The sequence below is a fragment of the Microbispora cellulosiformans genome (genome assembly GCF_008728085.1).
Taxonomy (GTDB): Bacteria; Actinomycetota; Actinomycetes; order Streptosporangiales; family Streptosporangiaceae; genus Microbispora; species Microbispora amethystogenes.
Genome location: NZ_VYTZ01000021.1, coordinates 64,837 through 90,093, shown reverse-complemented (window position 1 = coordinate 90,093; position 25,257 = coordinate 64,837). Strand labels below are relative to the sequence as shown.

27 protein-coding genes are annotated in these 25,257 nt (G+C 71.8%); 8 read left to right on the top strand and 19 right to left on the bottom strand.

What is annotated here, in order from left to right:
* Window positions 1-345: 345 nt before the first annotated feature.
* Window positions 346-1,098 (bottom strand): TetR/AcrR family transcriptional regulator, encoded by a 753-nt coding sequence (locus F5972_RS34655; protein WP_204289636.1) that lies wholly within the window; start codon window positions 1,096-1,098, stop codon window positions 346-348.
* 261 nt (window positions 1,099-1,359) lie between these two features.
* Here F5972_RS34655 and F5972_RS34650 point away from each other — a divergent pair, with 261 nt between their 5' ends.
* Window positions 1,360-1,758: a hypothetical protein gene (locus F5972_RS34650; RefSeq protein WP_150939988.1), complete on the top strand. Its 399-nt coding sequence runs from the start codon at window positions 1,360-1,362 to the stop codon at window positions 1,756-1,758.
* A gap of 727 nt (window positions 1,759-2,485) precedes the next feature.
* Here the strand turns inward: F5972_RS34650 and F5972_RS34645 are convergent.
* The 6 genes from F5972_RS34645 to F5972_RS34620 form a co-directional block, all read right to left on the bottom strand.
* Window positions 2,486-3,961 (bottom strand): arabinofuranosidase catalytic domain-containing protein, encoded by a 1,476-nt coding sequence (locus F5972_RS34645; protein ID WP_150939986.1) that lies wholly within the window; start codon window positions 3,959-3,961, stop codon window positions 2,486-2,488.
* 495 nt (window positions 3,962-4,456) lie between these two features.
* The gene (locus F5972_RS34640) at window positions 4,457-5,305 is read right to left on the bottom strand and encodes an alpha/beta fold hydrolase (protein ID WP_150939984.1); all 849 of its coding nucleotides are present in this window, start codon (window positions 5,303-5,305) and stop codon (window positions 4,457-4,459) included.
* Between the two features lie 41 nt (window positions 5,306-5,346).
* Entirely contained in the window at window positions 5,347-6,264 is a 918-nt protein-coding gene (locus F5972_RS34635; protein ID WP_150939982.1) for a DUF72 domain-containing protein, read from the bottom strand.
* Entirely contained in the window at window positions 6,249-7,412 is a 1,164-nt protein-coding gene (locus F5972_RS34630) for an acyltransferase family protein (RefSeq protein ID WP_150939980.1), read from the bottom strand. The genes F5972_RS34635 and F5972_RS34630 overlap by 16 nt, the downstream gene beginning before the upstream one ends.
* Before the next feature lie 10 nt (window positions 7,413-7,422).
* Window positions 7,423-9,075, bottom strand: coding sequence for a serine/threonine-protein kinase (locus F5972_RS34625; protein ID WP_191910463.1), 1,653 nt, complete (start codon window positions 9,073-9,075; stop codon window positions 7,423-7,425).
* Between the two features lie 254 nt (window positions 9,076-9,329).
* Complete coding sequence (locus F5972_RS34620; protein WP_150939977.1) at window positions 9,330-10,235, bottom strand: DUF72 domain-containing protein; 906 nt, start codon at window positions 10,233-10,235, stop codon at window positions 9,330-9,332.
* Window positions 10,236-10,362: 127 nt separating this feature from the next.
* On the opposite strand from F5972_RS34620, the gene F5972_RS34615 reads away from it, so the two are divergent.
* Together F5972_RS34615 and F5972_RS34610 are read left to right on the top strand one after the other, a co-directional pair.
* Window positions 10,363-11,154: a hypothetical protein gene (locus F5972_RS34615; protein WP_150939975.1), complete on the top strand. Its 792-nt coding sequence runs from the start codon at window positions 10,363-10,365 to the stop codon at window positions 11,152-11,154.
* Complete coding sequence (locus F5972_RS34610) at window positions 11,141-12,343, top strand: helix-turn-helix domain-containing protein (protein ID WP_191910462.1); 1,203 nt, start codon at window positions 11,141-11,143, stop codon at window positions 12,341-12,343. The genes F5972_RS34615 and F5972_RS34610 overlap by 14 nt, the downstream gene beginning before the upstream one ends.
* Here the strand turns inward: F5972_RS34610 and F5972_RS34605 are convergent.
* The 12 genes from F5972_RS34605 to F5972_RS34550 all read right to left on the bottom strand — a co-directional run bounded on the left by F5972_RS34605 (window position 12,297) and on the right by F5972_RS34550 (window position 21,308).
* On the bottom strand, window positions 12,297-13,727 hold the full coding sequence (locus tag F5972_RS34605; protein WP_150939973.1) for a DHA2 family efflux MFS transporter permease subunit: 1,431 nt from the start codon (window positions 13,725-13,727) through the stop codon (window positions 12,297-12,299). The two genes, F5972_RS34610 and F5972_RS34605, sit on opposite strands and share 47 nt — an antisense overlap.
* Window positions 13,724-14,269 (bottom strand): PadR family transcriptional regulator, encoded by a 546-nt coding sequence (locus tag F5972_RS34600; RefSeq protein WP_150939971.1) that lies wholly within the window; start codon window positions 14,267-14,269, stop codon window positions 13,724-13,726. Before F5972_RS34600 ends, F5972_RS34605 begins: the two co-directional genes overlap by 4 nt.
* 58 nt (window positions 14,270-14,327) lie before the next feature.
* Complete coding sequence (locus F5972_RS34595) at window positions 14,328-14,696, bottom strand: group I truncated hemoglobin (RefSeq protein WP_150939969.1); 369 nt, start codon at window positions 14,694-14,696, stop codon at window positions 14,328-14,330.
* 188 nt (window positions 14,697-14,884) lie between these two features.
* A complete protein-coding gene (locus F5972_RS34590; RefSeq protein WP_150939967.1) occupies window positions 14,885-15,952 on the bottom strand; it encodes an endo-1,4-beta-xylanase in 1,068 nt (355 codons plus the stop codon).
* A 302-nt stretch (window positions 15,953-16,254) separates the two neighbouring features.
* A complete protein-coding gene (locus F5972_RS34585; RefSeq protein ID WP_150939965.1) occupies window positions 16,255-17,223 on the bottom strand; it encodes a GerMN domain-containing protein in 969 nt (322 codons plus the stop codon).
* A gap of 288 nt (window positions 17,224-17,511) precedes the next feature.
* Window positions 17,512-18,642, bottom strand: coding sequence for a GH12 family glycosyl hydrolase domain-containing protein (locus F5972_RS34580; RefSeq protein ID WP_225312168.1), 1,131 nt, complete (start codon window positions 18,640-18,642; stop codon window positions 17,512-17,514).
* Window positions 18,643-18,776: 134 nt separating this feature from the next.
* Complete coding sequence (locus F5972_RS34575; RefSeq protein ID WP_150939963.1) at window positions 18,777-19,352, bottom strand: alkaline shock response membrane anchor protein AmaP; 576 nt, start codon at window positions 19,350-19,352, stop codon at window positions 18,777-18,779.
* Between the two features lie 35 nt (window positions 19,353-19,387).
* Complete coding sequence (locus tag F5972_RS34570) at window positions 19,388-19,996, bottom strand: DUF6286 domain-containing protein (protein WP_150939961.1); 609 nt, start codon at window positions 19,994-19,996, stop codon at window positions 19,388-19,390.
* Window positions 19,971-20,297 (bottom strand): Asp23/Gls24 family envelope stress response protein, encoded by a 327-nt coding sequence (locus tag F5972_RS34565; RefSeq protein ID WP_150939959.1) that lies wholly within the window; start codon window positions 20,295-20,297, stop codon window positions 19,971-19,973. The genes F5972_RS34570 and F5972_RS34565 overlap by 26 nt, the downstream gene beginning before the upstream one ends.
* Window positions 20,294-20,479 carry a hypothetical protein gene (locus F5972_RS34560; RefSeq protein WP_150939957.1) on the bottom strand — a complete coding sequence of 62 codons (186 nt, stop codon included), beginning with the start codon at window positions 20,477-20,479 and terminating at the stop codon, window positions 20,294-20,296. The genes F5972_RS34565 and F5972_RS34560 overlap by 4 nt, the downstream gene beginning before the upstream one ends.
* A 2-nt stretch (window positions 20,480-20,481) precedes the next feature.
* Complete coding sequence (locus F5972_RS34555; RefSeq protein WP_225312167.1) at window positions 20,482-20,838, bottom strand: Asp23/Gls24 family envelope stress response protein; 357 nt, start codon at window positions 20,836-20,838, stop codon at window positions 20,482-20,484.
* On the bottom strand, window positions 20,835-21,308 hold the full coding sequence (locus tag F5972_RS34550; RefSeq protein WP_150939955.1) for an Asp23/Gls24 family envelope stress response protein: 474 nt from the start codon (window positions 21,306-21,308) through the stop codon (window positions 20,835-20,837). The genes F5972_RS34555 and F5972_RS34550 overlap by 4 nt, the downstream gene beginning before the upstream one ends.
* 348 nt (window positions 21,309-21,656) lie before the next feature.
* Between F5972_RS34550 and F5972_RS37655 the strand changes: the two genes are divergently transcribed.
* The 5 genes from F5972_RS37655 to F5972_RS34520 are packed head-to-tail and all read left to right on the top strand — an operon-like array spanning window position 21,657 to window position 25,252.
* Window positions 21,657-22,220 carry a hypothetical protein gene (locus tag F5972_RS37655; protein ID WP_191910461.1) on the top strand — a complete coding sequence of 188 codons (564 nt, stop codon included), beginning with the start codon at window positions 21,657-21,659 and terminating at the stop codon, window positions 22,218-22,220.
* Window positions 22,221-22,224: 4 nt separating this feature from the next.
* On the top strand, window positions 22,225-23,724 hold the full coding sequence (locus F5972_RS34535) for an SRPBCC family protein (RefSeq protein WP_150939951.1): 1,500 nt from the start codon (window positions 22,225-22,227) through the stop codon (window positions 23,722-23,724).
* 47 nt (window positions 23,725-23,771) lie between these two features.
* Window positions 23,772-24,188 (top strand): gas vesicle protein GvpJ, encoded by a 417-nt coding sequence (gvpJ, locus tag F5972_RS34530; RefSeq protein ID WP_150939949.1) that lies wholly within the window; start codon window positions 23,772-23,774, stop codon window positions 24,186-24,188.
* A 1-nt stretch (window position 24,189) separates the two neighbouring features.
* Window positions 24,190-24,978, top strand: coding sequence for a GvpL/GvpF family gas vesicle protein (locus F5972_RS34525; protein WP_150939946.1), 789 nt, complete (start codon window positions 24,190-24,192; stop codon window positions 24,976-24,978).
* Window positions 24,979-25,018: 40 nt separating this feature from the next.
* Entirely contained in the window at window positions 25,019-25,252 is a 234-nt protein-coding gene (locus tag F5972_RS34520; protein WP_150939944.1) for a gas vesicle protein GvpG, read from the top strand.
* Window positions 25,253-25,257: the final 5 nt, after the last annotated feature.

Below are 25,257 nucleotides of genomic sequence, written 5' to 3'. Positions count from 1 at the left end.
CTCCACCGCATGCCCGTTCTGCCTCGTCATGCTCGGCGACGCGATCAACGAGAAGAAGAACGCCGGCCAGGCCAAGGACTCCATCGAGGTCGTCGACGTCGCCCAACTCCTCATCAAATCCGTCAAGGGCGACTCCGTCGCGGGCTGAGCCCCGCGCACCGCTACGGGCCGGTGAGGAACCCGCGGATCACCGGCCCGGCTCCGGCCGGGCGGGCGCCTTTGTGAATCCGGTTCCGGACCTCGTGGTCAAACTTTCCACTTTATCCTGATTTATCCAGTTATTCTTGGCGCGCCACTGCCCTGGCTGTTCCGGCGAACAAATGGCCGTACCGGGTTCGGCGGCCCTCACCAGCCGGCGTCGCCGACCGATACGCCGTACGCCGAAGGCTGCTGGGTTTGGGGCCGGAACTGATTCTCCACCGGCGAGTTCGCCAGCCGGGCGAAGACATCGATGGCACGGGCCACCAATTCCTCGGCCTCCTCGCGGGTGGCACAGGCGGCGACCTCCCGGCATATCCCGCCCATGGCGTCGGTCACGATCGCGACGATCGCGCGGACGGCCAGCGGGTCGTCGTGTCCCGGGGCGTTCGCGCTGTCGCGCAGCAGTGTGGAATTCTGCCGGAACCAGTCCTGGTTGATACGGCGCATACGCAGCCCGAACCCCGGCGGGGTGTCCCCGTCCGCGACGAGTCGCACCACGTCACGGTGCTCCCACGCGCCGAGCAGGTAGGCGCGGGTCCCCGCGAGGAACAACCGGAGCCCGTTGGTGACCCCGGCGGCCCGCACGGCGATGACCGTTTCCCTGGCCCGGGCCTCCTGGCTGCGTTGATACTCCAGCCACATGGCCACGTAAACGTTGGTCTTGCTGCCGTAGTGATAATAAAGCGACCCGACACTCATGCCCGCGCGGTCGGTGATATCGCTCACACTGGTCGCGGAGAAACCCTTCTTGGCGAAAAGCTCGCGGGCCGCTTCGGCCAGGCTGCGGGCCGCCTCGGTCTGCAACCTCGGGTTGTCGAGATCGATGAGCGTCTCGGGGTCTTCACCCCCTCGGGGCGACGCCTCCCGCTTTCTCGCCGTCGCACCGGGCTTCGCCATGTGCCCCCCAACCAGGTCCAGCCGATCCGCGTGAACAAGGGATCTGAATGACATTCAGTCTATGGCACACGGCGGATCCTCTGCCAGGAACCCCTCCTTTCCTGATCTCCGGTCCCGTGCCGTACGCCGCTCGGGCGGCGGTGCAGGCCCCGCCGTGTGGGCGTCGAGCCGGTGTCCGCAGGGGCGCAGGCGACCGGTGAGCTCTCGTCATCCGCGAGAAATTCCGATGATCGGCTATCCGGTCCGTGTCACCATTCCGGCATGAGCATGGAGAAGATCGAGGCCAACGTGGCGTTCGCGATCGAGAAGCTCGGCCCGCTCAGCGACGTGCCGTTCGGACTGAACGAGGATTCCGTCGCCTGGGTCGAGGGCTTCATCGACCGTCAGCGCAGTCGCCCCGGCTTCGACCCCGACGACGTGGAGGGCCTGACCGGCGTGCTGGGCTCGTTCCTGGGGGCCTGCCTGCTCGCGGCGGCCGGCGGCGCCTGGCACTACAGCGACGACAACGGCTGGGGCGTGCGTTTCCCGAACGGCTGCCTGGCCTACCCCTTCGCGAAGGTGCGCAAGCAGTTCCGTAACGGCACGGAGGGCGGCGACTCGATCTCCAGCTTCTACCGGGTCGCGATCGACGTGGTCGCCGGGGGCAAGCTGGGCGGCTGAGCCGGAAGCCCCACGACCAGGGGCCCTCGGCAGCGGCCGGACGTCAATCGGGAAGCGGTTGCGCACCAGCCCGGTGTCCGGCCGCGCGGACATGGCGGCGAGGCCGGCCCTCCTCGGTGAGCACCACGCCCCACCCGGCGCCGCCGTCCGTGCCGGACGACGTGGCGCCGGCCGTCGAAGCCGATCGCGGCGTCGGCGCGGGAGAACGCCACGGAGAGTCTCAACCGGCCCGCGGCCGCCGCCGCGTCCAGGTCGGCGCGCTCCGCGAACTCCTCCGGCGTACGGATCCCTGAATAGAGCCGGTTCTCACCCGGTCCGGTGCGCGCGGCGACGAACCCCAGGAACGCCGCGATCCCGGAACCGGTCGCGAACATGACGACGGGCGTGCCGAGGTCGGCCGGCCGAACAGGCCGGGAAGCAGGCCGCTCATCTCGTCCCAGACCCGGTGCGAGTCCGGGAAGGTCGTCAGCGGCGGCTCGACCGGCAGGGACCCGTGCGCGAGTGACAGGAACCCGTCGAGTTCGTGCCCGGCAGCCCGGTTGTGCGCCTCGGCGGCCTCCACCACGCGTCATGCGGGCAGGCGCGGCGGCGCGACCGGCCGCATCCGGAATGCGTGTACACCCACAAAGCGGAGAGCCGCCCCCGGTGGTGCAAGGGGCGGCTCGGTCTTCCGGCTTGCGGATCCGCTGGGTCCGGCCTGCCTTTGTCTGAATTACCGGTGTGCGACCTACCGGTATCCGGCGGCGACGATGTTCGCCTGCACCGCGTCCTCGGTGGCGTTCGACGGGTAGCCGGAGGTCATCACACCCTCGTAGAAGGTGCCGGCCGCACCGTGGCTGTTGTCACCCCCGATGCCGAGGATGATCGCGCCTTCCTTCTTCATCGGGTTGTAGCCCGAGACGTTGGGACGCTTGCCGTCGTAGAACGTGCCGAGGCCGCCCGACTGGGCGTTGCCGCCGCGGATGGCCCAGTGGTTCGGCTCACCCTTGATGATCGCGGTCAGGTAGCGGTGGCTGATGGTGGGGTCGTCAGCGTTGTACTTCTGGTTGACGCCGGAGAACAGGCCGTTCTCCAGGTCGGCCATGATCCACGGGCCGTTGCCGGCGCCGTAGCCCCAGACCTTGATGTTGCCGAAGTAGATGGCCTCCATCGTGCCGTTGCCGTTGTCGCGGCTGTTGGTCTCGGCGTTGCCGTAGTCGAAGCAGCAGCCGCCGTTGTAGTGGGTGCCGTCGAAGATGGCGTACATGCCCTCGGGCTGGTCGCCCTTGGCGATGCCGTTGGTGGCGTTGTTGCGGTAGCCGACGCCGGGATCGACGTAGACGCCGTACGCCTTGCTGCCGTAGACCGTGGTCGGCGCCTTGGTCGCGGTCGCGAGGTTGTCGTAGCCGCCCGCGGCCGGGCCGGAGAAGCCTCCGGGAGGCGCCTGGGTGAGGCGGTTGTTGCGGCCCGACTGGTCGTAGATGATCGTGATCAGGCAGGTCGTGTTCGCGCAGAACGAGTCCTGCGCGGCGGCGTTGGCGGCGCCGCCCGCGCTCAGCACGCCGATGTCCCTGGTGGTGTTGTCCGAGGAACGGCGCACCTGGTAGAGCGGGCCGTTGTAACTGCCGTAAAGGGCGCGGGTCGTGCTGTGCGCCGCGACGCAGGGGGTGCCGCCGGCGGCGTAGATGTCACACGGCCGGTTGCCCGCCGGTGCCGAGGGCGACGTTGAAGGCGAGGCCGAGGGAGACGCCGAAGGGGACGCCGAGGGCGAGCCGCCGGGGGACGGAGAGCTGACGCCGCCGGTGCAGGTCACGCCGTTCAGGGCGAAGCTCGCCGGCTTCGGGTTCGAGCCGCTGAAGGCTCCGTTGAACCCGAACTCGGTGCTGCCACCGCTGGGGATGCCGCCGTTGTACGAGACGTTCGTGACCGTGACCTGGGAGCCCGACTGGGTGTAGGTGCCGTTCCACAGCTGGGTGATGGTCTGCCCGGCGGGGAAGGACCAGGTCAGCCTCCAGCCGTTGATCGGGTCACCGAGGTTGTCGACCTTGACGCTTGCGCCGAATCCGCCCGGCCATTCGCTGGACACCGTGTAGGTGACCTGGCATCCGGCCGCGGCCGCCGAGGCGGCGTGCGTCCCTGCCACACCGGCGCCGGCCACCAGAAGGGCGGCGACGGCGGCGGCCGAGAGCTTCAGGCGCCGACGTAATGAGCTGACATTTCGCACAGGTGTTCTCCCATTCTCCGAGATGCGCGTGTTCTCCGCGGCGTCATCGCCGCGGACGATCAGGCCACCTGTTGGGAGTCGGTGCATATCCGTGTCTTTGTTAGCGTTAACATTTACCGGCCGGTCACGGACGCGGCTCCGTTCATGGTGGTGGTGTGCTGCTGAGCCAATCCCGGCGCGCGGCATCAGTCAATCAGCCGGACCCCGGGCACGCCTCCCGCGCGACTGTCGACCGTGTTGAAGTGGAACGATGGACCGCGGCGAAGACCGGCGGTTGTCACCCAAGGTGAAAGTTTCAGTCCTCCGACCATTCCACGAGAGTCCGAGAGGTCCAAGAGGCCATTCCCAAAGATAGAACGTCACAATAATGACGACCGGTTATCCGACCTTTTCGCCAAACATCGGGTCACGGATGCTCTTCGGCACAGGATCGCGGGCACGGCCGGCGAGGCCGCACCCGTAGGCCCCGGACCCGGGACGGCTCGGAGCGGCGCGTCAGGGCCGGGTGAGGAACTCCGCCGTCGTCGTCGTGAAACGGCGGGCGTCGTCGAGCCACGGGAAGTGCCCCGCCCCCGGCTGGACGACGAACTCGGCGTGCGGGAACAGCGCGGCGAACTCGGCGACGACGCCCGGCGGCGTGTTCAGGTCGACCTCCCCGGCGAGCAGCAGCACCGGAGCGGTGAACGCGCCCAGCGCGGCGCGGGTGGCCGGCGGGTCGAACGCGCCCGGGGCGCCGAAGACCGCGGCGGCCTCCTCGTTCCGCCGGCCCTCCTGGGCCGCCTGATGGGCCCGGGCGGCGGCGTCCCAACGCCCGTAGAAGAAGGGGTCGACGCGCTTCCAGTCGTCGGCGGCGGCGGCACCGGCCACGATCGCCTCAAGGGCCGCGAACGCGTCGCCGAACCACGGCTCGTCCCGGCGCAGCCGGGCGGTCGCGAGCCGCGACTCCCCCGTGGCCTCGATGCCGACGGCCCTGGTGCTCGGAGTGATCAGGGCGAGCCTGCGTACCCGTCCGGGGTGCCGGGCGGCGTACAGCGTCGCGAGGTTCGCGCCGGCGCAGTGCGCGAGCAGGTCGATCCGGTCGGCGCCGAGATGTTCGCGCAGCGCCTCGACGTCGTCGACGAGCCGGTCGCAGCGGTAGGAGGAGACGTCCTGCGGTGCCGCGGACCGGCCGGCGCCCCGGGGATCGAGCATGAGCAGGCGCCGGTACGCCGGCAGGCCGCCGAGTTCGCCGAGGTAGTCGGCGCTCTGCATCGGGCCGCCGGGCAGGCAGACCACGGGATCACCCGCTCCGGACACGCGATAGGCCAGGGTAGTTCCGTCATGGGCGGAGTATGTCTGAAGCATGCCGAGAACCCTGTCAACGGCGTTTCGCCCGCTGCAACGGATTAACGCGGCGGCACGGGATCCGGGCCGGCGACGTCGGCGCCGAGCCGCCCCAGCAGCTCGGTCAGCCGCTCGGCGTTGCGCTGGGCGTTGTCGGCGCAGCAGTTGTTGTGCAGCACGTGGGTGGTCACCGCCTGGCCGGCCAGGCCCGCGATCCGGTCCGCCCAGCTCCGGAGCTCGTCCTCCGAGTAGAGGTAGCCGAAGCGCTCCTCGATGACGCGGCTCGTCCACTTCTCCGAGTGACCGTGCAGGCGGACGACCGCGAGGTCGGAGGTGGCCGCGAGCACGGGCGGGATCGACGACGGATACCCCTGCGGCATGTCCACTCCGACGTACGGCAGGTCGTTGTCCGCCAGGAAGCCGAGGGTCTCGTCCCGCGCGTCGGGGGTCATCCACGCCGCGTTGCGGAACTCGACGCACACCCGCATCGGCAGGCAGCGGTCCCGGCATTCGAGGATGTAGCGGCGGTTGGCACTGCCGGGCGGGAACCACTGGGGGAACTGGAACAGCACCGCGCCCAGCTTTCCCGCCTCGTGCAGCGGCTCCAGCGCGGAGAGGAAGCGCCGCCACACCTCCTCGACGGCCTCGGGGGGAAGGTCGCGCGCGTAGAGCGTGCGCCTGGGCTCCCCCAGCGCGGCCCGCAGGTCCTTGTAGAGCGCCGAGGGCCGGGTCGGATGCCCGGTGAGCAGCGAGAACGCCTTGACGTTGAAGGTGAAGCCCTTGGGCGTGCGGTCCCGCCACAGCTCGGCCGTACGCCGGGCGGGCGGGTTGTAGTAGGTGGCGTCCACCTCGACCAGGGGGAACCGGCCGGCGTAGTAACCGAGCCGGGTCTCGGGTGTGGACGCCTCGGGGGGATACCAGCCGGACGCGAGAAGCGACTTGTCGGTCCAGGAGGCCGTACCGATCAGGATCTTGCCCATCCCCCGACCGTAGGACCCCGCGCGTCGTCGTGGGCGTCGCTCCGGCCGGAAAGGCGGCGGCCGAGGCGCTGGCCCGGGGCCTCCACGAGGCGGTAGGTCACGTGGCCGAGCGCCACCGTGGCGAGGAGGAACAGCGGCAGGTTCGGCGCGATCCGCAGCAGGAGCGGATGTAACAGGTAGAGCGAGAAGCTGATCACTCCGAGGTGGGTGAGCCACCGGGGGAACGCCCGGCCCCGCAGCGCGAAGGCGGCCAGGAAACAGGCCGCCGCGAGCGCGATCGCCACCGTGTGCGTGGGATCGTGCTCGGCGACCACCGTGCAGGCCAGGACGGCCAGCACGGCCACCGCGGCCGTACGCCACCGGATCGCTCCGCGCTCGGCCCGGTAGACGGCCGTCCCGGCGAACATCGCCGCCGCGATGACCAGCCCCTGTCCGGCGCCGCCTCGGCTGCCCAGCACGACCAGCGCCAGACCGAGGAGGCCCCCGATGACCGCCGCCGCCCTGCGGACGGCGCCGTACGGCCCCGCGGACGCCGCGATGGCCAGCACGACCGCGACGGCGAGGACCAGAGCGGCGGCGCCCGCACGGCCGTTGATCGTCGCACGCGGCAGCAGCAGGCCGAGGGGCACCGCGGCGAGCGCCAGGACGACGGCGATCGGCGCCGGCCGGTGTGCCTGCCGTACGGCGAACAGCCCGGCGACCATCAGGTAGAACGCCATCTCGTAGGAGAGCGTCCACATCACGTTGATCACGGCGGGCAGGCCGAGCAGTTCCTGCAGCATCGTGAGGTTGCCGAGGGCGACGAGCGCCAGTGGACGCCGGTTCAGGTCGGGTGACGGCACGAACGCGCCGGCATACGCGAGGAGCAGCGCGAGGGCGAGCGCGGTGAGCAGCAGGGGCAGCAGCCGGAAGGCCCGGCCGGTCCAGAAGGCCCGCAGGTCGCCGCGCCGTTCCAGGGAAGCCGGGATGATGTATCCGCTGACCAGGAAGAACGCGAAGACGCCCCAGGTGCCGACGTCGACGGCGCCGTCCACTTTCGCCCAGAACTCCGGGACGAAGGTCCAGGCCCCGTGGTGCAGTGCCACTCCCAGCGCGGCGACTCCGCGCAACGCGTCCAGCCATGCCAGCCGAGAGGGGTTCGCCGCCATTCAGGTGACTTTAGCCCGCCTTGCGCACGCTGAAGTCGTCGAACGAGACGGTGACCGTGCCGCCTCCGGCCTCGGGCACGCGGGCGAGGACCCCCGCCTGGCTGTGCGGGCCCGCAGGCAGAGGATGGGCGTCCTCGGCGTCGAGAGCACGCGTGCCGTCGACCCAGAACGTCAGCCGGGAGCCCCGGCAGGAGGCCTGGAGGCGCACCGCGTGCCCGGCGCGCGGCGCGGCCGCCTTCACCGGCGGCACGACGTCGAGGTCCAGGCCCTCGGACCGGCGCACGACGCGGGCGGTGCCGTCGAGGCCGAGCAGGAACGCGTAGCCGTTGGGAACGTCCTCGTCCCACCGGCACACGAGCCCGAAGCCGCCCTGCCCGGGAGCGTCCCGCGGCTCGGCCGTCACGCCGACCAGCACGTCGCGCCCCGCCGCCGCGTCGGTCTTGGCGGGTACGGGCGACAGCGCGACGTTGTCCGGCTCGGTGCCGTCGGCGCGGAGCGTGTAGACGCCGCGCTCGATCTCGTAGCCGTGCGTCGTGCGCTGGTCGCCGGTCGCGTCCGGGTCGAAGGTGTAGCCGTCCCAGTTGCCCCGGTCGCCGAAGTCGTCGCCGTAGAGCAGGCTCCCGCCCTGGGGACCCGCCCCGCCGCCTCGGGATGCGTACAGGAGGACCCCGCCCACGACGAGCACGGCCGTCACGCCCGCCGCGAGGCCGACGAGCCACCGCCGCCGCGGCGGGTCGCCCGTGTCCGCGGCCGCCGGGATCGCGCCGGAGACGACCGTACGGGCCGGATCGGCCGGTGCCTGGGTGAACGGTGCTGTGGTGAACGCCGAGGTGGTGGACGCCTGCGTGGCGGCCGTGACCGCGTCGTCGCCGGTGAGGGCGCGCAGCAGGGCGGAGGCGGCCGGCCGGGCGGCGGGGTCCTTCGCCAGGCACGCCTCCAGCAGCGGCCGGAAGTCGGCGGGCACGCCGGACAGGTCGGGCTCGTGCGCCGAGATGGCCATCAGAATGGCCGGAACGGTCGGCCCGCCGAACGGCAGGCGCCCGGTCGCGGCGTACGCGATCGTCACGGCCCAGCTGAAGACGTCGGAGGCGGGGCCGGGCCGCTGCCCGGCGAGCTGCTCGGGGGCGATGAAGGCGGGCGTGCCCGCCATGGCGCCGCCGCTGACGGTGTGGTCGGCGGCGCTCGCGATGCCGAAGTCGATGACCACGGGCCCCTCGGGACCGAGGATCACGTTGCCGGGCTTGAAGTCGCGGTGCACGATCCCGGCCCGGTGGATCGCGGCGAGGGACGTCAGCGTGGCGACGGCGAGGCGGTGCAGCCCGCTGCCCGTGCGCGGGCCGTCCCCGGCGACCGCCGTCGCCAGCGAGGGCCCGGGAATGTACTCGGTGACGATGTACGGCCGTCCGTGGTGGGACCCGGCGTCGAGCACGCGGGCGGTGCAGAAGAGGGCGAGCCCGCGCGCCGTCTCCGCCTCCCGGAGGAAGCGGCGGCGGCTCGTGGCGTCCGCGGCCTCCCTGGCGTGCAGCAGCTTGATCGCGACCTGGCCGCCCGACGCGTCCTGCGCGAGGTAGACCGTGCCCTGGCCGCCCTCGCCGAGCACGCCGACGAGGCGGTGGTCGCCGATCCGCTCGGGGTCACCGGGGTCGAGGGGGCGTCGCGGCACGGCGGGGCCCGTCACGCGCGGCGGTCGCAGGTGATCCGTTCCGGCAATTCCCGCATTCGTCCCGCTCCCTCGCGATGCCGCCGGTATATCGGTGGAACAGGCCGGATCCTGTCATATCTGGAGATAGTTCGGCAGCGAAATCACGGTGTACGGGCGGGCGACGGACCGGTGCCGCGACGAGCCCTCCGAGCCCCCGGGCGGGCGGGGCGGGCCGAGGCGCGCGGGGCCGGGCGCGCGGGCTCCGGCCACGCGCCTCACCGAGGCGGCCGGGGGCGGACCTCGCAGTCCGGCATGCCCGCCAGCACGGCGGCGAGTTGCCGGGCGTTGGTCTGCGCGTAGTCGCGGTAGCAGTTGTTCATCAGCACGTGCGTGGTGGCCGCCTCGGCACCCAGATCACGCAGCCTCGGCGCCCACCGCTCCAGCTCCTCCGGCGAGTAGTGGTAGCCGAAGCGCTCGTGGACGTCGTGGCTGGTCCACTTGTCGCTGTGCCCGTGGAAGCGCACGACCTCCAGGTCGGAGGTGGCCGCGACGACCGGCGGAACCGAGTCGGGATAGCCCTGCGGCATGTCCACGCACACGTACGGCAGCCCGTACGACCGGAGGAAGTCGAGGGTCTCGGCCCGGTTCTCCTCGCTCATCCAGGTGTGGTTGCGGAACTCCACGGAGATCCGGAGCGGTTCGCAGCGCCGCTTGCACTCCAGGATGTAGTGCTTGTTCGCCCGGCCGATCGGGAACCACCGGGGGAACTGGAAGAGCACCGCCCCGAGCTTGCCCGCGTCCCGCAGCGGCAGCAGGGCGCTGAGGAACCGCTCCCAGACCTGCTCGACGATCCGCGGATCGAGGTCGCGGGCGTACAGGTTCTTGCCGGCGCCGCTCGGCCGCAGGTCCTTCGGCAGCGCGGCCGGGCGGGTCGGGTGCTGCGTGAGCAGGGAGAACGCCTTGACGTCGAAGACGAACCCCGGGGGCGTGCGCGCGGCCCACAGCCTCACGGTGGCCTCGGCGGGCGGCGCGTAGTAGGTCGAGTCGACCTCCACCAGCGGAAACTCGCCCGCGTAGTGGCGCAGGCGTTCCTCTGGTGTCGTGACGCCGGGCGGATACCACCCGGACTCCAGCAGCGTCTTGTCGGTCCACGACGCCGTGCCGACCAGGATCTCCCCCATATCTCACGATAAGTCAGGAGAGGTGTGTCGGATGTGACGTGTGAAGCGTCGGCGGGTCTATGATGTTGGAAAATAAAGCGGCTCCGGTGTGCGCCGGTCGCCGGCCGAAGCGCACCGGAGGTGGCCGATGCTGTCGACCTGGGCCCTGGAGACGTTCGGGCCACGCGCCGGGCAGATCCGCCGCGGCGTGGCCGAGGCACTGGCGATCGCCCTGGAGAACGCCCGGGACGCCCAGCAGACGGCGCGGACCCGGCATCTGCATCCCTTCGGCTTCACGATGATGTCGCGCAAGTTCGAGGCGCTGGCCCGCGCGTTCGCGGACATGGCCGACGTCGAGATCGTCAAGCCGCCGGGCTCCCAGCACGAGCTCGTCGTCCTCGGCGGCAACCTGCTCTTCCCCTTCCGCTATGCGAAGGACCGGTCGGTCGGCGTCGTGAACGCCCGGATCGGCGACGGCAGGCCGTCGGGGCTGGTCCAGGCGTTGTTCACCCGGTTCGGCCCCCGGCCCTGGACCGAGCAGCTGACGCTGGGTGGCGTCGAGGACGGCATGCCCGAACCGGTCACTCCGGCCGCCCGGGCGCTGACGCAGCTGCCCGAAGGCACCCGCCTGGTGCTCATCGCGTACGCGTGCAACGCCGGGGCCGGGCTGCTCGACGCGTGGTGGGGCGAGGCCGAGCTGCTCGACCGCACCGGCAACCTGCGCTGGCACCACTATGAGGAGATCCCCCTCGCCGGGGCCGCCCTCGCGGCAACCCTGCCCGCCGGGACGTTGTCCATCGAGACGCCGCCCGTCTTCTCCGGGGGCGCGATGCCCGCCCCCGAGATGAACGCCCGCTCGCCGTACGAGCGCGCGGCGGCCCTGCCGCGGGAGAGCGAGGCGCCGGCGGAGGCGCCGGACGTCGCCGATGAAGGACGGTAGGCGACCGCGCCTGGTCGAGGGGCAGCCGGACGGGGAGCCGGGCGAGGGCGGCGCCTCTCGCGAGCCCAGCCCGCAGGCGGTGGCGGACGCCTTCGACGGGACGCGGCTCACCCAGGCCAGGCGGCTCGCCGCGCTGACCAAGAAGGAGGTGGCCGAGCGCGTGGGCGTGTCGCCCGCCGCGGTCGGCCAGTACGAGGCCGGGGTCACCCGGCCGCGTCCCGACCTGGTCCCGCTCCTCGCCGAGGTGCTCGCCGTGCCGGCGGCGTTCTTCCTGCCGGGCCGCCCGCACGGCAAGCTCGACGGCTCGATGGCGCACTTCCGCAGCCTGCGCTCCACCCGGGCCTACCAGCGGGCCAAGGCCGTGGCCTTCGTCGAGCAGGTCTGGGAGCTGACGTACGCGCTGGAGAAGCGGGTGCGGCTGCCCTTCGTCGACCTGCCGGGTTTCGCCGGGGGCGAGGTCGACTCCGGCACCGCCCTGCCCCGCGATCCCGTGGGCGCGGCCCGCGCGCTGCGGGCCCACTGGGGCCTCGGCGCCGGGCCGGTCAGCCACCTGGTGCGGCACATGGAGTCGCGGGGGATCGTCGTCGTCTTTCCCCGGGCCGACGAGGACGCGGTCACGGTCGACGCCTTCTCCACCTCCAGCCTGCCCCGGCCCATCGTCGTCCTGACGCCCAACCGCTTCGACGACGTCTACCGGCACCGCTTCACCGCCGCCCACGAACTGGGCCACCTCGTCCTGCACGGCGACGCGGCGGCCGGGGACAGCCAGCAGGAACGCGAGGCCGACTCCTTCGCCGCCGAGTTCCTGACGCCGCGCGACAGCATCGGGCCGAGCCTGCCCGCCCGGGCCGACCTGCGGCGGCTGGCCGAGCTGCGCCGCGTCTGGGGGGTGTCGGTCGACTCGCTGCTCTACCGGTGCCGGGAGGTCGGGCTGCTCTCCGACTCGGCGGCCGGCCGGGCCTGGCAGCGGCTCGCCGCGCTGCGCGACCAGCCGGGCTTCGCGGCGGAGCCGGTGTCGGGCTACCCCGGCGAGCAGCCCGTGCTGCTCGCCCGGGCCTTCGAGATGGCGGCGGCCGAGGCCCGGCTGACCGTGCCCGCGCTCGCGCGGGAGCTCGCCTGGCCGCCGGCTCGGGTGCGCGAGCTCATCGGCCTCCCGAATCACCGCCCGGAGCTGAAACTGGTCCTCTGACCAGGGGCGCCCGCTCCGCCGGCCGCCGCAGCAGCGCCGCGCCGAGAGCGCCGAGCAGCGCCGTCGCGGCGAGGACCAGCATGGTCTCCCGGAAGCCCGTGAGCGCGGACCCGGCGGCCGCGCCGTGGGTGGTGAGGAACGTCACCAGCAGCGCGATCCCGAACGACCCGGCCAGCCGCTGCACGACGCTGAACAGGGTGTTCGCGTCGGGGACGCGCTCGGGCGGCAGCCCGCCCAGCAGCGAGACGACCAGGGGCTGGCTGGTGAACCCGATCGCCAGGCCGCGCCCGCAGAGCAGGAGCGTGGTCAGCCAGACGGGCGTAGCGGCCGACAGCAGCGCCATGAGACCGGTCGTGGCCGCGAGGAACACCATGCCGGCCACCACCACGAACCGCACCGAGAAGCGCTCGGCGACCCTGGTGCCCGCGGCGGCCGACACTCCCATCGCCAGCCCCTGCGGCAGGAGCGCGAGCCCGGTGACGAGGCCGGTGTGGTGCTGGATCGTCTGGAGATACAGCGGCGCGAGGAACAGCACGGCGAACAGCACGATGCTCGACACCGCGCACAGGGCGAGGGTGAGCGCCCGTACGGGATCCCGGGCCAGGTCGAGCGTCAGAGCGGCCTGCGGCCGGCGGCGCGCCCACAGCACGTAGGCGGCCAGGAGCGCCAGGCCGGCCGGCCAGGAGGGGGTGGCCCACCCGTGCGCCGCCGCCCGCTCCACTCCGTAGGTGGTCAGGCCGAGCCCGGCCGCCAGCAGGACCAGCCCGGGCAGGTCCGGCCGTACGGCGCGGTCGCCCCGCGTGCCGAGACCGGCCCGGCGGGCCGCCAGCGCGCCGGGCAGGGCGAGCAGCCCGACCGGCAGGTTGACCAGGAAGACGGAGCGCCAGCCGTACGCGCCGATCAGCAGGCCACCCAGGGAGACGCCCAGCGCGGGCGCGGCGAAGAACGCGAGACCGGCGGTGAGCGGCACCCGGCCGTCCGCCCCCTCGGTGGCGCCTCCCTGTCCGATGAGCAGGCCGATCGCCAGCGGAACCAGGGGCGCCCCGGCGAGGCCCTGCACGACCCGGAAGCAGATCAGCATGCCGGCGTCCGCGCTGAGCGCGCACGCGGCGGAGGAGACCGTGAACAGGGCCAGGCTCCCGGCGTACGTCGGCACCAGGCCGAAGCGCCTGGCCAGGTACGACGTGGCGGCCAGGCCGATCGCCAGGGCGAGCAGATAGCCGCTCACCGTCCACTGGACGACCTCCAGCGGGCGGCCCAGCTCGCGGACGAGATCCGGCACCGCGAGGTTGACCACCGACGAGTCGATCATCGAGAGCACCGGCCCCGCGACGAGACCGGCCGACATGAGGCGGGTGGGTGTCACGCCCGCGGCGGCGGTCACCCCTCGTCCTCCAGCGCCTTCTCCTCCGGCGCCGTCTCCTCCAGCACCGCCTCCAGCTCGGCCAGCCAGAGCAGCTCCAGCCGGAGCCGTTCGACGGTGAAGGCGAGGACGCGCTCGCCCCAGGGCGCGTGCCCGGCGGCGGCGGCCAGCTCCTCCTGCAGGGCCAGCTCGTGCTCGACGCGCTCCCGCCTGACCTCGACGATCCTGCGCCGGTCGGCGACGGGCAGCAGGTCGAACAGGCCGACCCTGACCTGGAACTCCTCGTCCTTCACGAGTACCTGGGGATCGGCGGTGCGCAGCAGCGCCAGCAGGCGTTCCCGCCCCTTGCCGGTGATCCGGTAGACGGTGCGCTGGGGACGGCCGGGTGCCACCTCCTCGGCGATCTTCTCGATCTCCCCGCGCTGCTCGAAGCGGCGCAGCGCGGGATAGAGCGTGTTGTTGTTGAGAAGACCGCCCGTGAGGCGCTCCATGTACTTCTTGATCTCGTAACCGTGCTTCGGCGCGGTGAGCAGGCCGCGCAGGATCATTATGTCGGAGTACACGCGTCCAACATAACCTAGGTTACTTTAACCTACTAGTCCTGGCGTGCCGGGGAACGGATCAGGCGACGGCCTGGCTCTGCACGACCTGGTCCTTCAGCGGGGCGAGGGCCCCGGCGATGGCGCCGATCGTCTCCCCGTCCACCCCGCACGACTCCAGCGCGCCGGCCAGGTGGACGACCACCTGGTCGAACTCCTCGGCGTTGATGCCGAGCCCGGCGTGCGCCACGTCCATCGACTTGCCCCGGTACTCCTGCGGGCCGCCGAGCGCCGCGGCGACGAAGCTGCGCTGGTGCGCCTTCAGCTTGTCCATGTCGACGTCCGCGAAGTATCCCCGCAGCATCGGATCGGCGACGACCCGCGTGTAGAACTCGTCGACCACGGCCGAGACCGCGGCCGATCCGCCGATCTGATCGAAGATGGACGGCATATGTTTCCTCTCGCGTCTGTGTGACCTCCTCGCCCGATGCTCGACACGGAAAGTTACAGCGCGATTACCAATCGGAAATACGTACGTAGCGGCCCGCTCACGCAGTCGACACGTTCGACCCGGGACGGTGCCCGCACCCCCGAGCGCGGGCACCGTCGTACCGGAAGGGCCGGAACCGTGCGGAGGGGTCAGTGCCGTCCCGCGCTCCGCAGGGCGTCCCGGATCGCGGTGTACGCGGGCTTGGGCTGGAGGTTCTCGTCGTACGGCAGCGCCGCGCCCTCACCCTGGAAGACGGCGGGGATCCAGGAGTACTTGTCGGTGTAGTCCCAGACGGTGATGCCGACGCAGCGGCGGACGGCGAGGCAGGCCTTGGTGACCCTGGCGTACCAGTCGGCCTGGGTGGCGAGCTTGGTCGCGTCGGCCGGAAGGTACATGCGGATGTCCAGTTCGGTGATGGCCACGTCCAGGCCGAGGTCCGCGAAGCGGCGCAGGTTCTGCTGGAGCGTGTCCGGATAGCCGTACTGCAGTGCGAGGTGTCCCTGGAAGCCGACGCCGTCGATCGGCACGTGCTGGGCCCTGAGCGACTTCACGAGGGCGTAGTACGCGTCGCTCTTCGGCCCGATCGCCTCGATGTTGTAGTCGTTCAGGTAGAGCTTCGCGTGCGGGTCGGCCTCGCGCGCCCAGCGCAGCGCGTCGGCGATGTATCCGGGGCCGAGCGTCCGATAGAAGATCGTGTCGCGGTAGGTGCCGTCCTCGTTGAACGCCTCGTTCACGACGTCCCACGAGTAGACCTTGCCCTTGTAGTGGCGGGCCACGGTCGTGATGTGCTTCTTGAGGATCGCCCGGAGCTGGTCGGCGGTGAAGGTGCCGTTGTTCAGCCAGTCGGGCAGCTGGTTGTGCCAGACCAGGGTGTGCGCCCGGAACGACATGTGGTGCCTGCGGGCGAAATCGAGCACCTGGTCGCCCTGGGTGAAGTCGAACACGCCCTGCTGCGGCTCGGTGGCGTACCACTTCAGCGCGTTGCCCGCGGTGGTGGAGTTGAACTCGCTGCCGAGGATGCCGAGGTACGCCGCGTCCGAGAACTCGGGGTTGTCGGTCGCCGAACCGAAGTAGCGGTGGGTGTCCGCGGCCAGCCGGCCCAGCGTCGTGTCGTCGTGCCGGTCGGGGCCGGCGGAGGCCGGCGTCGCCGCCATCGCGGTGACGAGCCCGGCGGCGGCCAGTGAGGCGGCGACTGAGGCGGCGAGTCTGTGCGGCATGAGGAAGGTCCTCCGGTGGGGGGTACGGAGCGGGACGTCCGGATCCTCGAGCAAGACTGCGCTCACCCGAGCATCCGAAATGTTTCGATATATTGCCCTAACTTTCCGTGGACGTACCCTATGAATCCTTCACTCGCCGGTCAATACGAGGTGACAAATCGCCTTTCTAACAGCCATAATGGCATCGGACGACTTGACAGACGTCCGAAAGTTTCAGCTCCGCGTCCTTCTCAGGGGTAAGGATGCGGTCATGGAAAGGGGAGGGCCGGGTCGTCCCCGGCCCTCCCCTCCGTACGATCCGGTCAGGGCTCCAGGCTCTCCGGGACGGAGTCGGAGCGGCCCGCCGGGTGCTGGGTGCGGCCCCTGGCGTCGTAGATCTTCACCCAGTGGATGCCGGGCAGCCGCTTGAGCGTGGGCGTGATCTCGTCGGCGACGGTGAACGCCGACCCGCCGCTGCCGACCGCGCCGGTGAGCCGCACGTGGGCGACCCCGCCGCGGACGACCACGGACCGGAAGCCGGTGGCTCCCGAGGCGACGAAGCGCAGCCCGGCGGCGTACTCCGCCCGGGTCGGCCCGGCGAACAGCCGCTGGAGCGCCCCGCGCGCGAGGGACGGCGGCGCCACCGGCCGCCGCACCGCCCTGGTGTACGGCTCCCGCCCCGCGTCGTAGCGGCGGGAGTCGAGGAAGTGGACGCCCACCGGCACGGTGCGGCGCGGCGCCTTGATGTCCACGACCACCCGGCTCGGACGGGTGAGCGTGTAGACGCGGTAGGGCGCCTTGCGCGCCAGGCCGATGCCGAACGTGAGCACCGCCTCGAAGTCGCCGGCTCTGACGACCTGGATCACCTCGGGCAGCGCGAACGTCTCGCGGGCGGGGCCGTGGGTGGAGGCGCCGCTCCCGTCGTGGCCGACCGCGCGCTCGAAGCGCAGGCCGAGGATCGCGTCACCGGCCACCGGGATGGTGTCGCCCGAGCCGTCGGCGATCAGCCGGGACACGTAGCCGGCGCTCCGCCGCGCCGGGAGCGGGCCGCGGAACTCGAAGACGACCCGGTCCAGGCCGGGGTGGTGCGAGGCGCGCACGCCGACCAGGGTCGCCACGGGCGCGGCCGCCCGCGTCGCGGCGCCCGGGGTCACGGCGCTGGGGGCCGCGGAGACCGGGGCCGCGGCGACGGGCGCGGCGGCCACCGGGGACGCCGGCGTGACCGCCAGCGTGGCCGCGCTCACCAGCGACGCGGCCGACGCCGCGAGCGAGCGCGTGGGGGGCGGAAACATGAGGGCTCCTCTGCCGGGTTCCTTTCGCGGGGTTGGGGGACCCGCAGGGGCCGGGACCGTTCCAGCGGTCCGGCTCCTGACTGGAGTATCTCCACTTGGCCACAGCCCCCGGCGCGACAGACATGTCACTTTCGGTCGCACTTTTCTACCCCACTGACGGCAGGGTTGAGGTTTCAGCCGCCCCGCCGGTCCGGCGTACCCGGAACGCCCGTGGAAACGGAGCGCCGCCGGAGGGGACGTGCCTCCGGCGGCGCTCCTTCTCAGGGGGGTGTCAGGCGTTCAGCGGGGTCAGGCGTTGGTGCAGGCGGTGCCGTTCAGCGTGAAGCCGGTCGGGTTGCCGTTCGAGCCGCTCCAGGTGCCCTGGAAGCCGAACGAGATGCTGCCGCCCGCGCCGACCGAGCCGTTGTACGACAGGTTCTTCGCGGTGACCGAGGACCCGTTCTGGGTCACGGTGGCGTTCCAGCCACTGGTGATCTTCTGGCCGTTCGGGAAGTTGAAGCCCACGGTCCAGTTGTTCACCGCGCTGGAGGGGGTGACGGTGACGTCGGCGGTGAAGCCGCCCTGCCACTCGTTCTTCGTGTACTTCACCTTGCAGCCGCCGCCGTTGCCCGGGTTGCTCGGCGACGTCGTCGGCGTCGAGGTCGGCGTGGAGCTCGGGACGGAGCCGCCGATGCTGTAGGAGAAGTTGTTCACGGCGAGGCCGGCGCCGCCCACCCAGGGCTCGAATCCGGCCTGGACGCTGGTGAGGTACCACGACCGCTGGCCGTAGCCCCGGTTCACGGTGTCGTCGTAGAAGTTGCGCACCGCGAAGCTGATCGAGTTCGTCGGCGAGGTCCGCACGTAGGAGATGACGTTCCAGCCGATGTTGCCGAACCAGACGTCCCAGGTGGCGCCGGCGATGTTGGCGGTGCCGACGCGGGATCCGACGGGCTGCACGGACCCGGTGTGGTTGAGCCACACCATGATCTCGGCGCCGGTGTTCTGGCCGTCCTTGCGGGGCGTGGGATCGAACCAGATGTCGTACGCCGCGTCGTAGATCCCGGAGCCCGGGTAGCTCATGCTGACGCTGGTCTGCACCGTGTTGAACTGGCTGTTGCTCGCCTGGAGAGGCAGGCCGCTGTTGGTGGAGCAGTTGGCGTAGTGGCAGCCGGCGTAGATGGCCGGGTAGGCCGCCGGGGTGCCGCCCGTGTTGTTGTGCTGTGCCTGCGTCACCGTGAAGCCGTTGTTCGTGACGTTGATGCACTGGGTGGCGCTGCTGCCCCACACGTTGTTGATGACGACGTACTTCCCGTTCTGGACGGTCGTACTGCCGTACTTGTCGCAGATCACCGTGTCCGCATGCGCCGTCTGACCGACGACGAGCGACGCGGCGACGGAGCCGAGCATGGCGAGGCTCGCCGTGATCATTCGCATCCTCATGACCCGGACCATAGACACTTGACCATGGACCGCAACATGAGTTGATTTGGTCGACAAACTGGACGAAACCGCAACCAGCCACAACGCTGTGACGGTAGGTGAAACTTTCACCTACACCTCTGTCACTTTGTCCGTCAGTGGACCACCCGCGTACGGCGGCCGGAGGCGAGGCGCAAGCGGACGAGTGTCGGGAGGCGGCGCAGCCCGAGGGTGGTGCGCAGGCCGGGGACGGCCTCCTCGTGCAGCCGGGTGACCAGCGCCCCGAGGTCGGCCGGCGCGACGGCGGAGACCCCGAGGTCGAGGTGCGGGTCGTCGGAGGAGCCGCGCAGCACGGCGTGCGCCCTGCGCACGTCCGGGTACGCGCTGACCTGCTCGGCCAGGGCCGCGCTCGCCGGGTAGGCGTCGACCTCCGTCACGCCGGAGGCGCCCGACTCCAGGCGCAGCCGCCGCGGCCGGTCGAGCCGGAGCAGCGCGAGCAGCCAGGCCAGCCCCAGGAGCGCGAGCACCACGCCGGCCGCGGCCACCACCGGCCAGAACCACGGGGTGGTCGCCGCGAAGGACGTGGTCCCCGCGTCGAGCACGGGCCGCCGCGCGGCGTCGCCGCCGAAGGCCCCGAGCGCCCGCGCCAGCGCCAGGCCGCCCGCGGCCAGCAGGACCAGCCCGAACAGCGTGAGGCCCGTCCTGTTTCCCTTGGACGGTTTCGTCGTCACTGTCCCGCCTCCTTCGGCGTCGTCGGTTCGGACGCCTACCTGGGCCCGTGGACCCGGACCCGCAGCGATATCGGGTGAGCGGGGGCGAGCCGGGCGATCTCCCGCTCCGCCGCCGCGCGGACGCGCTCCCGCAGGATGGCGGTGTCGCGCAGGTCGGTCCGGACGGACACGTCGGCGTGCCATCCGCGCACCCGCGCACCCGCCGCCCGCACGCCGTCCACGCGGCCGGCCGCGCCGGTCAGCACGCGCGCCAGCGCGCGGCGCGGCACGCCGACCACCAGGTCGGGGTCGGCCGTGCGCAGCGCGACCAGCCGTCCCCGCCCGGGCACGGCCGCGATCAGCACCAGCACCAGCCCGATCAGGGCCAGCGCGGCGGCCGCCGCGAGCGCGCGGTCGTCGTTCCACGCCGTGGTCCTCGCCCACCCGGCCACCTGCTGGTACGGCACCAGCCCGGCGGGACGCCCGAGCAACGCGGAGATCACCTCGACGGCGGTCAGAACGCCGATCGCCAGCAGCGCGAGCGCGGCGACCACGGCGGGCAGGCCCCGGCCGGGCCGGAAGGCCCGTTCGGCTCCCGCGCCGTCGAACCCCCGCACCGGCACGAAGAGCCGGGTCCTCTCAGACCGGCCTCCGCCTTCGCTCATCGCCACTCCTCTGCTCGGGCACGAGCCCGACGACCTCGATGTCCACGTTCTCCACGGCGACGCCGGTGAGTTCGCGGACGCGCCGCCGGACCCGCTCACGGATCTCGTCGGCCACCCGCGGCACCGGCGACGGGTAGCGGATGGTGACGTCGCAGCGGACCGCCGCGACCATCCCGCTCAGGGACGCCGACACGTGCGGCGGCTCCGTCACGTGTTCCTCCTCGCCAACCACCCGCTCGACGATCTTCGTGAGCGCGCGCTCGGAGATCGTCGTCGTGCCGCGCTCGGCCGGGAGGCTCACTGCCGTCTCGGGTGCATCTGGGGCATGCGTACGCCGCCTTCGAGCACCATGCCGACCAAGAACCCGGCGATGCCGAGGACCAGGACGATGAGGAACGCGTTGAGGCCGCCGAAGGCCCCGACCACCCCCAGCACCGTGCCGAACAGCAGCCCTGCGAGGGCCCAGATCGGATACCCCTGCATGATCATTCCTTCCTTCCGTCGGTTGTGACGACGTCGGCGATCGCGACGTCCGTCCTGCGGCCCGCCGCGAGGTCGCCGATCGCGTCGCGGATCAGTTCGGCGACCTCCGGGAGCGGCCTGCCGTACCGCGCGACGACGTGTACCTCGATCACGTCGTCGCGTACGGCGACGCCCGGGACAAGGTCGCCGGGGAGATAGGTCGCCACCGCGCCGAACGGTCCTCTGGACAGGCCGGCGACGTCGGGGCAGGACAGCACGCGTTCGGCGATCCGCCGCGCCGCCGGTGGCTGGGGCACGGCGGCCGCGTCCCGGTCGCCGCTTTCCCGGCTCGCGACCGCGTCGCCCGGGCCGGCGTTCACTGGACCCGCGGTTCCCCGTCGGCGGGCGCCGACGACTCCTGCCGGGGGAGATGGACGTCGTCGACGGCGATGTTCACCTCGGTGACCTCCAGCCCGCACATGCGCTCCACCGCGCGGATCACGTTGCCCCGTACGGCCTGCGCGAGGTCGGGGATCGCGACGCCGTACTCGACGACGAGATGGATGTCGGCGGCCGCCTGGCGCTCGCCCACCTCGACCGACACCCCTTTGGTGACGCCGTCCTCCCCGCCGAGCGCGCCCTTGATGGCCCCGAACGCGCGGACCCCGCCGGCGCCGAACTCGTGGACGCCTTCGATCTCACGGGCGGCCATCCCGGCCACCTTGGCGACCACCTCGTCCGCGATGGTGGTGCGCCCGCGCTCGGTCATCAGGCTGGAGCCGCCCTGGCCTCCGTGTGGTCGGACGGGGGCCTGCTCCGCGGTCACGGACGACGTTCTGGTCTCGGTCATGGGACTCCCCCGCTTCGCGTGCGCGGCAGATATGGCCGCTTCCCGCCGATTCACGGCCGTAATACCCGGTTCGCGCACAGTAATCGTGCGAGGTGAGGCGAGGTTGGGTCATCGGAGATCCTCGAACACACCAAGACCACGGAGCCGGGCACAGCTCCGGGCAGAGCCGGGACCCATGCCCTAAGGAAGGGGTTATGGCTCGCCAAAACTGTCCGCTATGTCATGGATTGAGTTTTTGTGTCACCCCCTGGGGCATTCATACCGTTCGATTGGATCGCAGCGCCGCGCGGCGAAACGGGCGACATGACCGGCATCGGCGCTCCGGGCCGGCCAGTAGGAGGCGCGATCATGAAAGACGGACTGAAGGTGGCGCTGGCCGTCATCGCGGGCTACTACCTGGGGCGGCATCACAAGCTGCGCTTCGCGCTGGTGCTCGCCCTGGCCATTCTCGCCGCCCGCCTGCGCGGAGAGGGAGCCGCCGGCGCCCTCCTGGAGCAGGTGCCCAAGATCCTCGGCGGAGCCGCCCCCGACTTCAGCAAGATCACCGATCGGGTCCGCGGCGACCTGGTGGACATCGGCAAGGCCGCGGCCAGGCGCGCCACCAGCCGGCAGATCGACACGCTCAGCGACAAGCTGCACGAACGCGCGGAGGCGCTCCGGCAGCCCCGGGGGCGCGGCCGGGCCGCGGAGGAAGAGGAAGAGGAACGCCCGGAGGAGCCCCGCCGCAGGCCGGGGCGCGGGCGGGCGCGCCGGGCCGAGCCCGAGCCCGAAGAGGCCTACGAGGAGGAAGAGGAGTACGAGGAGGAGCCGTACGAGGAAGAGGAAGAGGAGCCCGAGCCCGAGCCCGAGCCCGAGGAGCGGCCCAGGCCCCGAGCCCGGTCTGCACGGCCCGTGACACGGACCCGGAGGTGAGCCCATGACCGAGGAGACACGGGAACGGGCACGGGAATCGGAAGAGACCGCGCTCCCCACCGAGCGCTTGGGCCAGGAGGTCCAGAACCTGCTGACGGCCGCGGCGGAACGCGCGCTGTCCGGTGTGGCCGGAAGGGTCGACCGGATGGCCGGCCGTCTCACCGAATACGTGGACCAGGGTGGCTCCGGCCTGTTCGACGCGGTCACCGGCAGGCAGCGGAACGGCGGTCCCGGAGTGCTCGGCAACCTGACCGAGAGGCTGACCGGCGGCCAGGGTGGCCAGGGGCTGCTGCGGTCGCTCGCCGACCGCCTCGGCGCCACCGGCGGAGGCGGCCTGCTCGGCACCCTCACCGAGGCGCTGACCGAGGGCGGCGGTGGCGGCGGCAGTCACCCCGTGCGCGCCGCCCTGTTCGCGTACGGCAAGGAGAAGATCAAGGGCCTGTTCGGCGGCGGCGGAGGCAAGGGCAAGGGCCGCAAGGGCAAGAAGCTGAAGCTCACCAACATCGTCGAGTCGCTCGACGTCGGCGCGCCCATCCGCGTGGTCTACAACCAGTGGACGCAGTTCGAGGACTGGCCGGGCTTCATGAAGAAGGTCGAGACGGTCGAGCAGAAGTCCGACGAGAAGCTCGCGTGGAAGGCCCAGGTCTGGTGGTCGCACCGTACATGGGAGTCGACCATCGTCGAGCAGGTCCCCGACAGCAGGATCGTCTGGCGGTCGCAGGGACCCAAGGGCTGGCCGGACGGCTCGGTCACCTTCCACGAGGTCACACCCGAGATGACCCGGGTCCTGCTGGTGATCGAGTACAACCCGCAGGGCCTGTTCGAACGCATCGGCAACCTGTGGCGGGCCCAGGGCCGCCGGGTCCGGCTGGAGTTCAAGCACTTCAGGCGGCACGTAATGAACAACACCCTGCTGCACGCCGACGAGATCGAGGGCTGGCGGGGCGAGATCCGCGACAGCAAGGTCGTCAAGGACCACGAGACGGCCCTCCGCGAGGAGCGCGAAGAGGAAGAGGGCGAGGAGGCCCGCGAAGAGGCTCCCGAAGAGGCCGCCGAGGCGGCGGAGGAGGCCCCTGAAGAAGCCGCGGAAGAAGGCGCGGAAGAGGCCGCCGAGGAGGAGCCCGAAGAGGAAGAGGCCCCCGAGGAACTCGAAGAGGAAGAAGAAGAGGAAGAGGGCGAGGAGGAACCCGAAGAGGAGGAGGAGCGCGAGCGGGCTCCGGCTCGCGCCGAGGCGGGCGGACGGGCCAGGGCCCGGGTGGTCACACGGCGACGCGCGCCGGAGCGGGAAGCGGGGGAACAGGAGCCCGAGGAACGGCGGACCACCCGGACGCGCGGAGCCCGGACCGCCGAACCCGCGCGGCGTGGCGCCCGGACGCCCGCACGGCGGCGTGCGGAGAGCGCGGCCGAGCGCGGCGAAGGCGAGCAGGAGCGCGGGGCCGAGGAGGCCGGCGAGCCCGAGCAGCCGGCACGGCGTCCGGTCCGGCGCCGCCGGCCCCAGGAGTGACACGCGGGGACATCTGACCACGGCACCCGACAAAGGAGGAAACGCCCATGACGATAGCCGTTCCACCAGCGGGGGGCGGCGGCGGACTGCCAGGCCGGTCGTCGGGATCCGGCCTGGCGGACGTCATCGACACGATCCTGGACAAGGGCCTCGTGATCGACGCGTACGTGCGGGTGTCACTGGTCGGGATCGAGATCCTGACGATCGACGTGCGGGTCGTCGTCGCGAGTGTCGACACCTATCTCCGCTTCGCGGAGGCGGTCAACCGGCTCGACATCGCCTCACAGCAGAAGGGCCTGCCCGACCTCCTGTCGGAGGCGCCGCAGAGCATCGCCCGCGGCAAGTCCAAGGGCATCGCGCAGGGCGTGCTGGAGGCGGCCGGGGAGAAGCTGCAGGACCTCATGACGAACTACGGGGAGGAACCCGCCCCGCGGGCCCGCCGCCGGCGACGGGAGGAGGACTGAGATGTCCCGCGCGATCAGGGAGTCCGGACCCGGCGACCGCGCCGAGACCCGTCCGGACGTCGCATGTTACGTCTACGGCATCCTCCCCGAGGACGTCGAGATGACCGAGGACGCCCTCGGAGTGGGCGATCCCCCGGCCAAGGTCAGGATCGTCCGGCACGGCGAGATCGCCGCGCTGGTGAGCGACGTCGACGTGGACCGCCCGCTCGGCCGGGCGCAGGACCTCGTGGCCCACGAGCAGCTTCTCGACGACGTCGCCGCCGAGGTCCCCGTGCTCCCCCTGCGGTTCGGCGCCGTGATGACCACGCCGGAGGCGGTCGTGGAGGAACTGCTGGCCCCGCACCACGACTCGTTCGCGGCGGCGCTGAAGCAGATCGAGGGCCGCGCGCAGTTCGTCCTCAAGGCGCGGTACGCCGAGCAGCCGGTGCTCATCGAGGTGCTGTCGGAGAGCGCCGAGGCCAGACAGCTGCGCGACCGGATCAGGCAGTTGCCCGAAGAGGTGACGCGGAGCGAACGGATGCGGCTCGGCGAGCTGATCACGCACATCATCGCCGCCAAGCGGGAGGCCGACACGCAGGCGGTCGTCGACCGGTTCGAGCCCGTCACCGCGGGAGCGGTCGTCCGGGAGCCCAGTCACGAACGCGACGCCGCGCACGTGGCGTTCCTCGTGGAGAACGACCGCCGGAACGACTTCGAGCGGGCCGTCGAGGAGTTGCGCGGCGAGTGGGGCGCCCGGGTCGAGGTCCGCCTGCTCGGGCCGATGGCGCCGTACGACTTCGTCGTCAGCTGACTCGTCAGCCCGACCCGTCATCATCTGGAGGGAGGCCGCCGTGGGACTGGTCAGCATGCTGTTCACCTGGCCGCTCGCCCCGGTCCACGGAGTGATCCGGCTGGCCGAGCTGATCCAGCAGCAGGTCGAGCACGAGCTGAAGGACCCGGCGGCGGTGCGGCGGCGGCTGGAGGCGATCGAGGAGGCCAGGCGCTCGGGACAGATCTCCGAAGAGGAGGAGGCCCAGGCCGTGGAGGAGATCCTGCGCCTCATGAGCGGGACGCGGAGAGGGTGACGTCG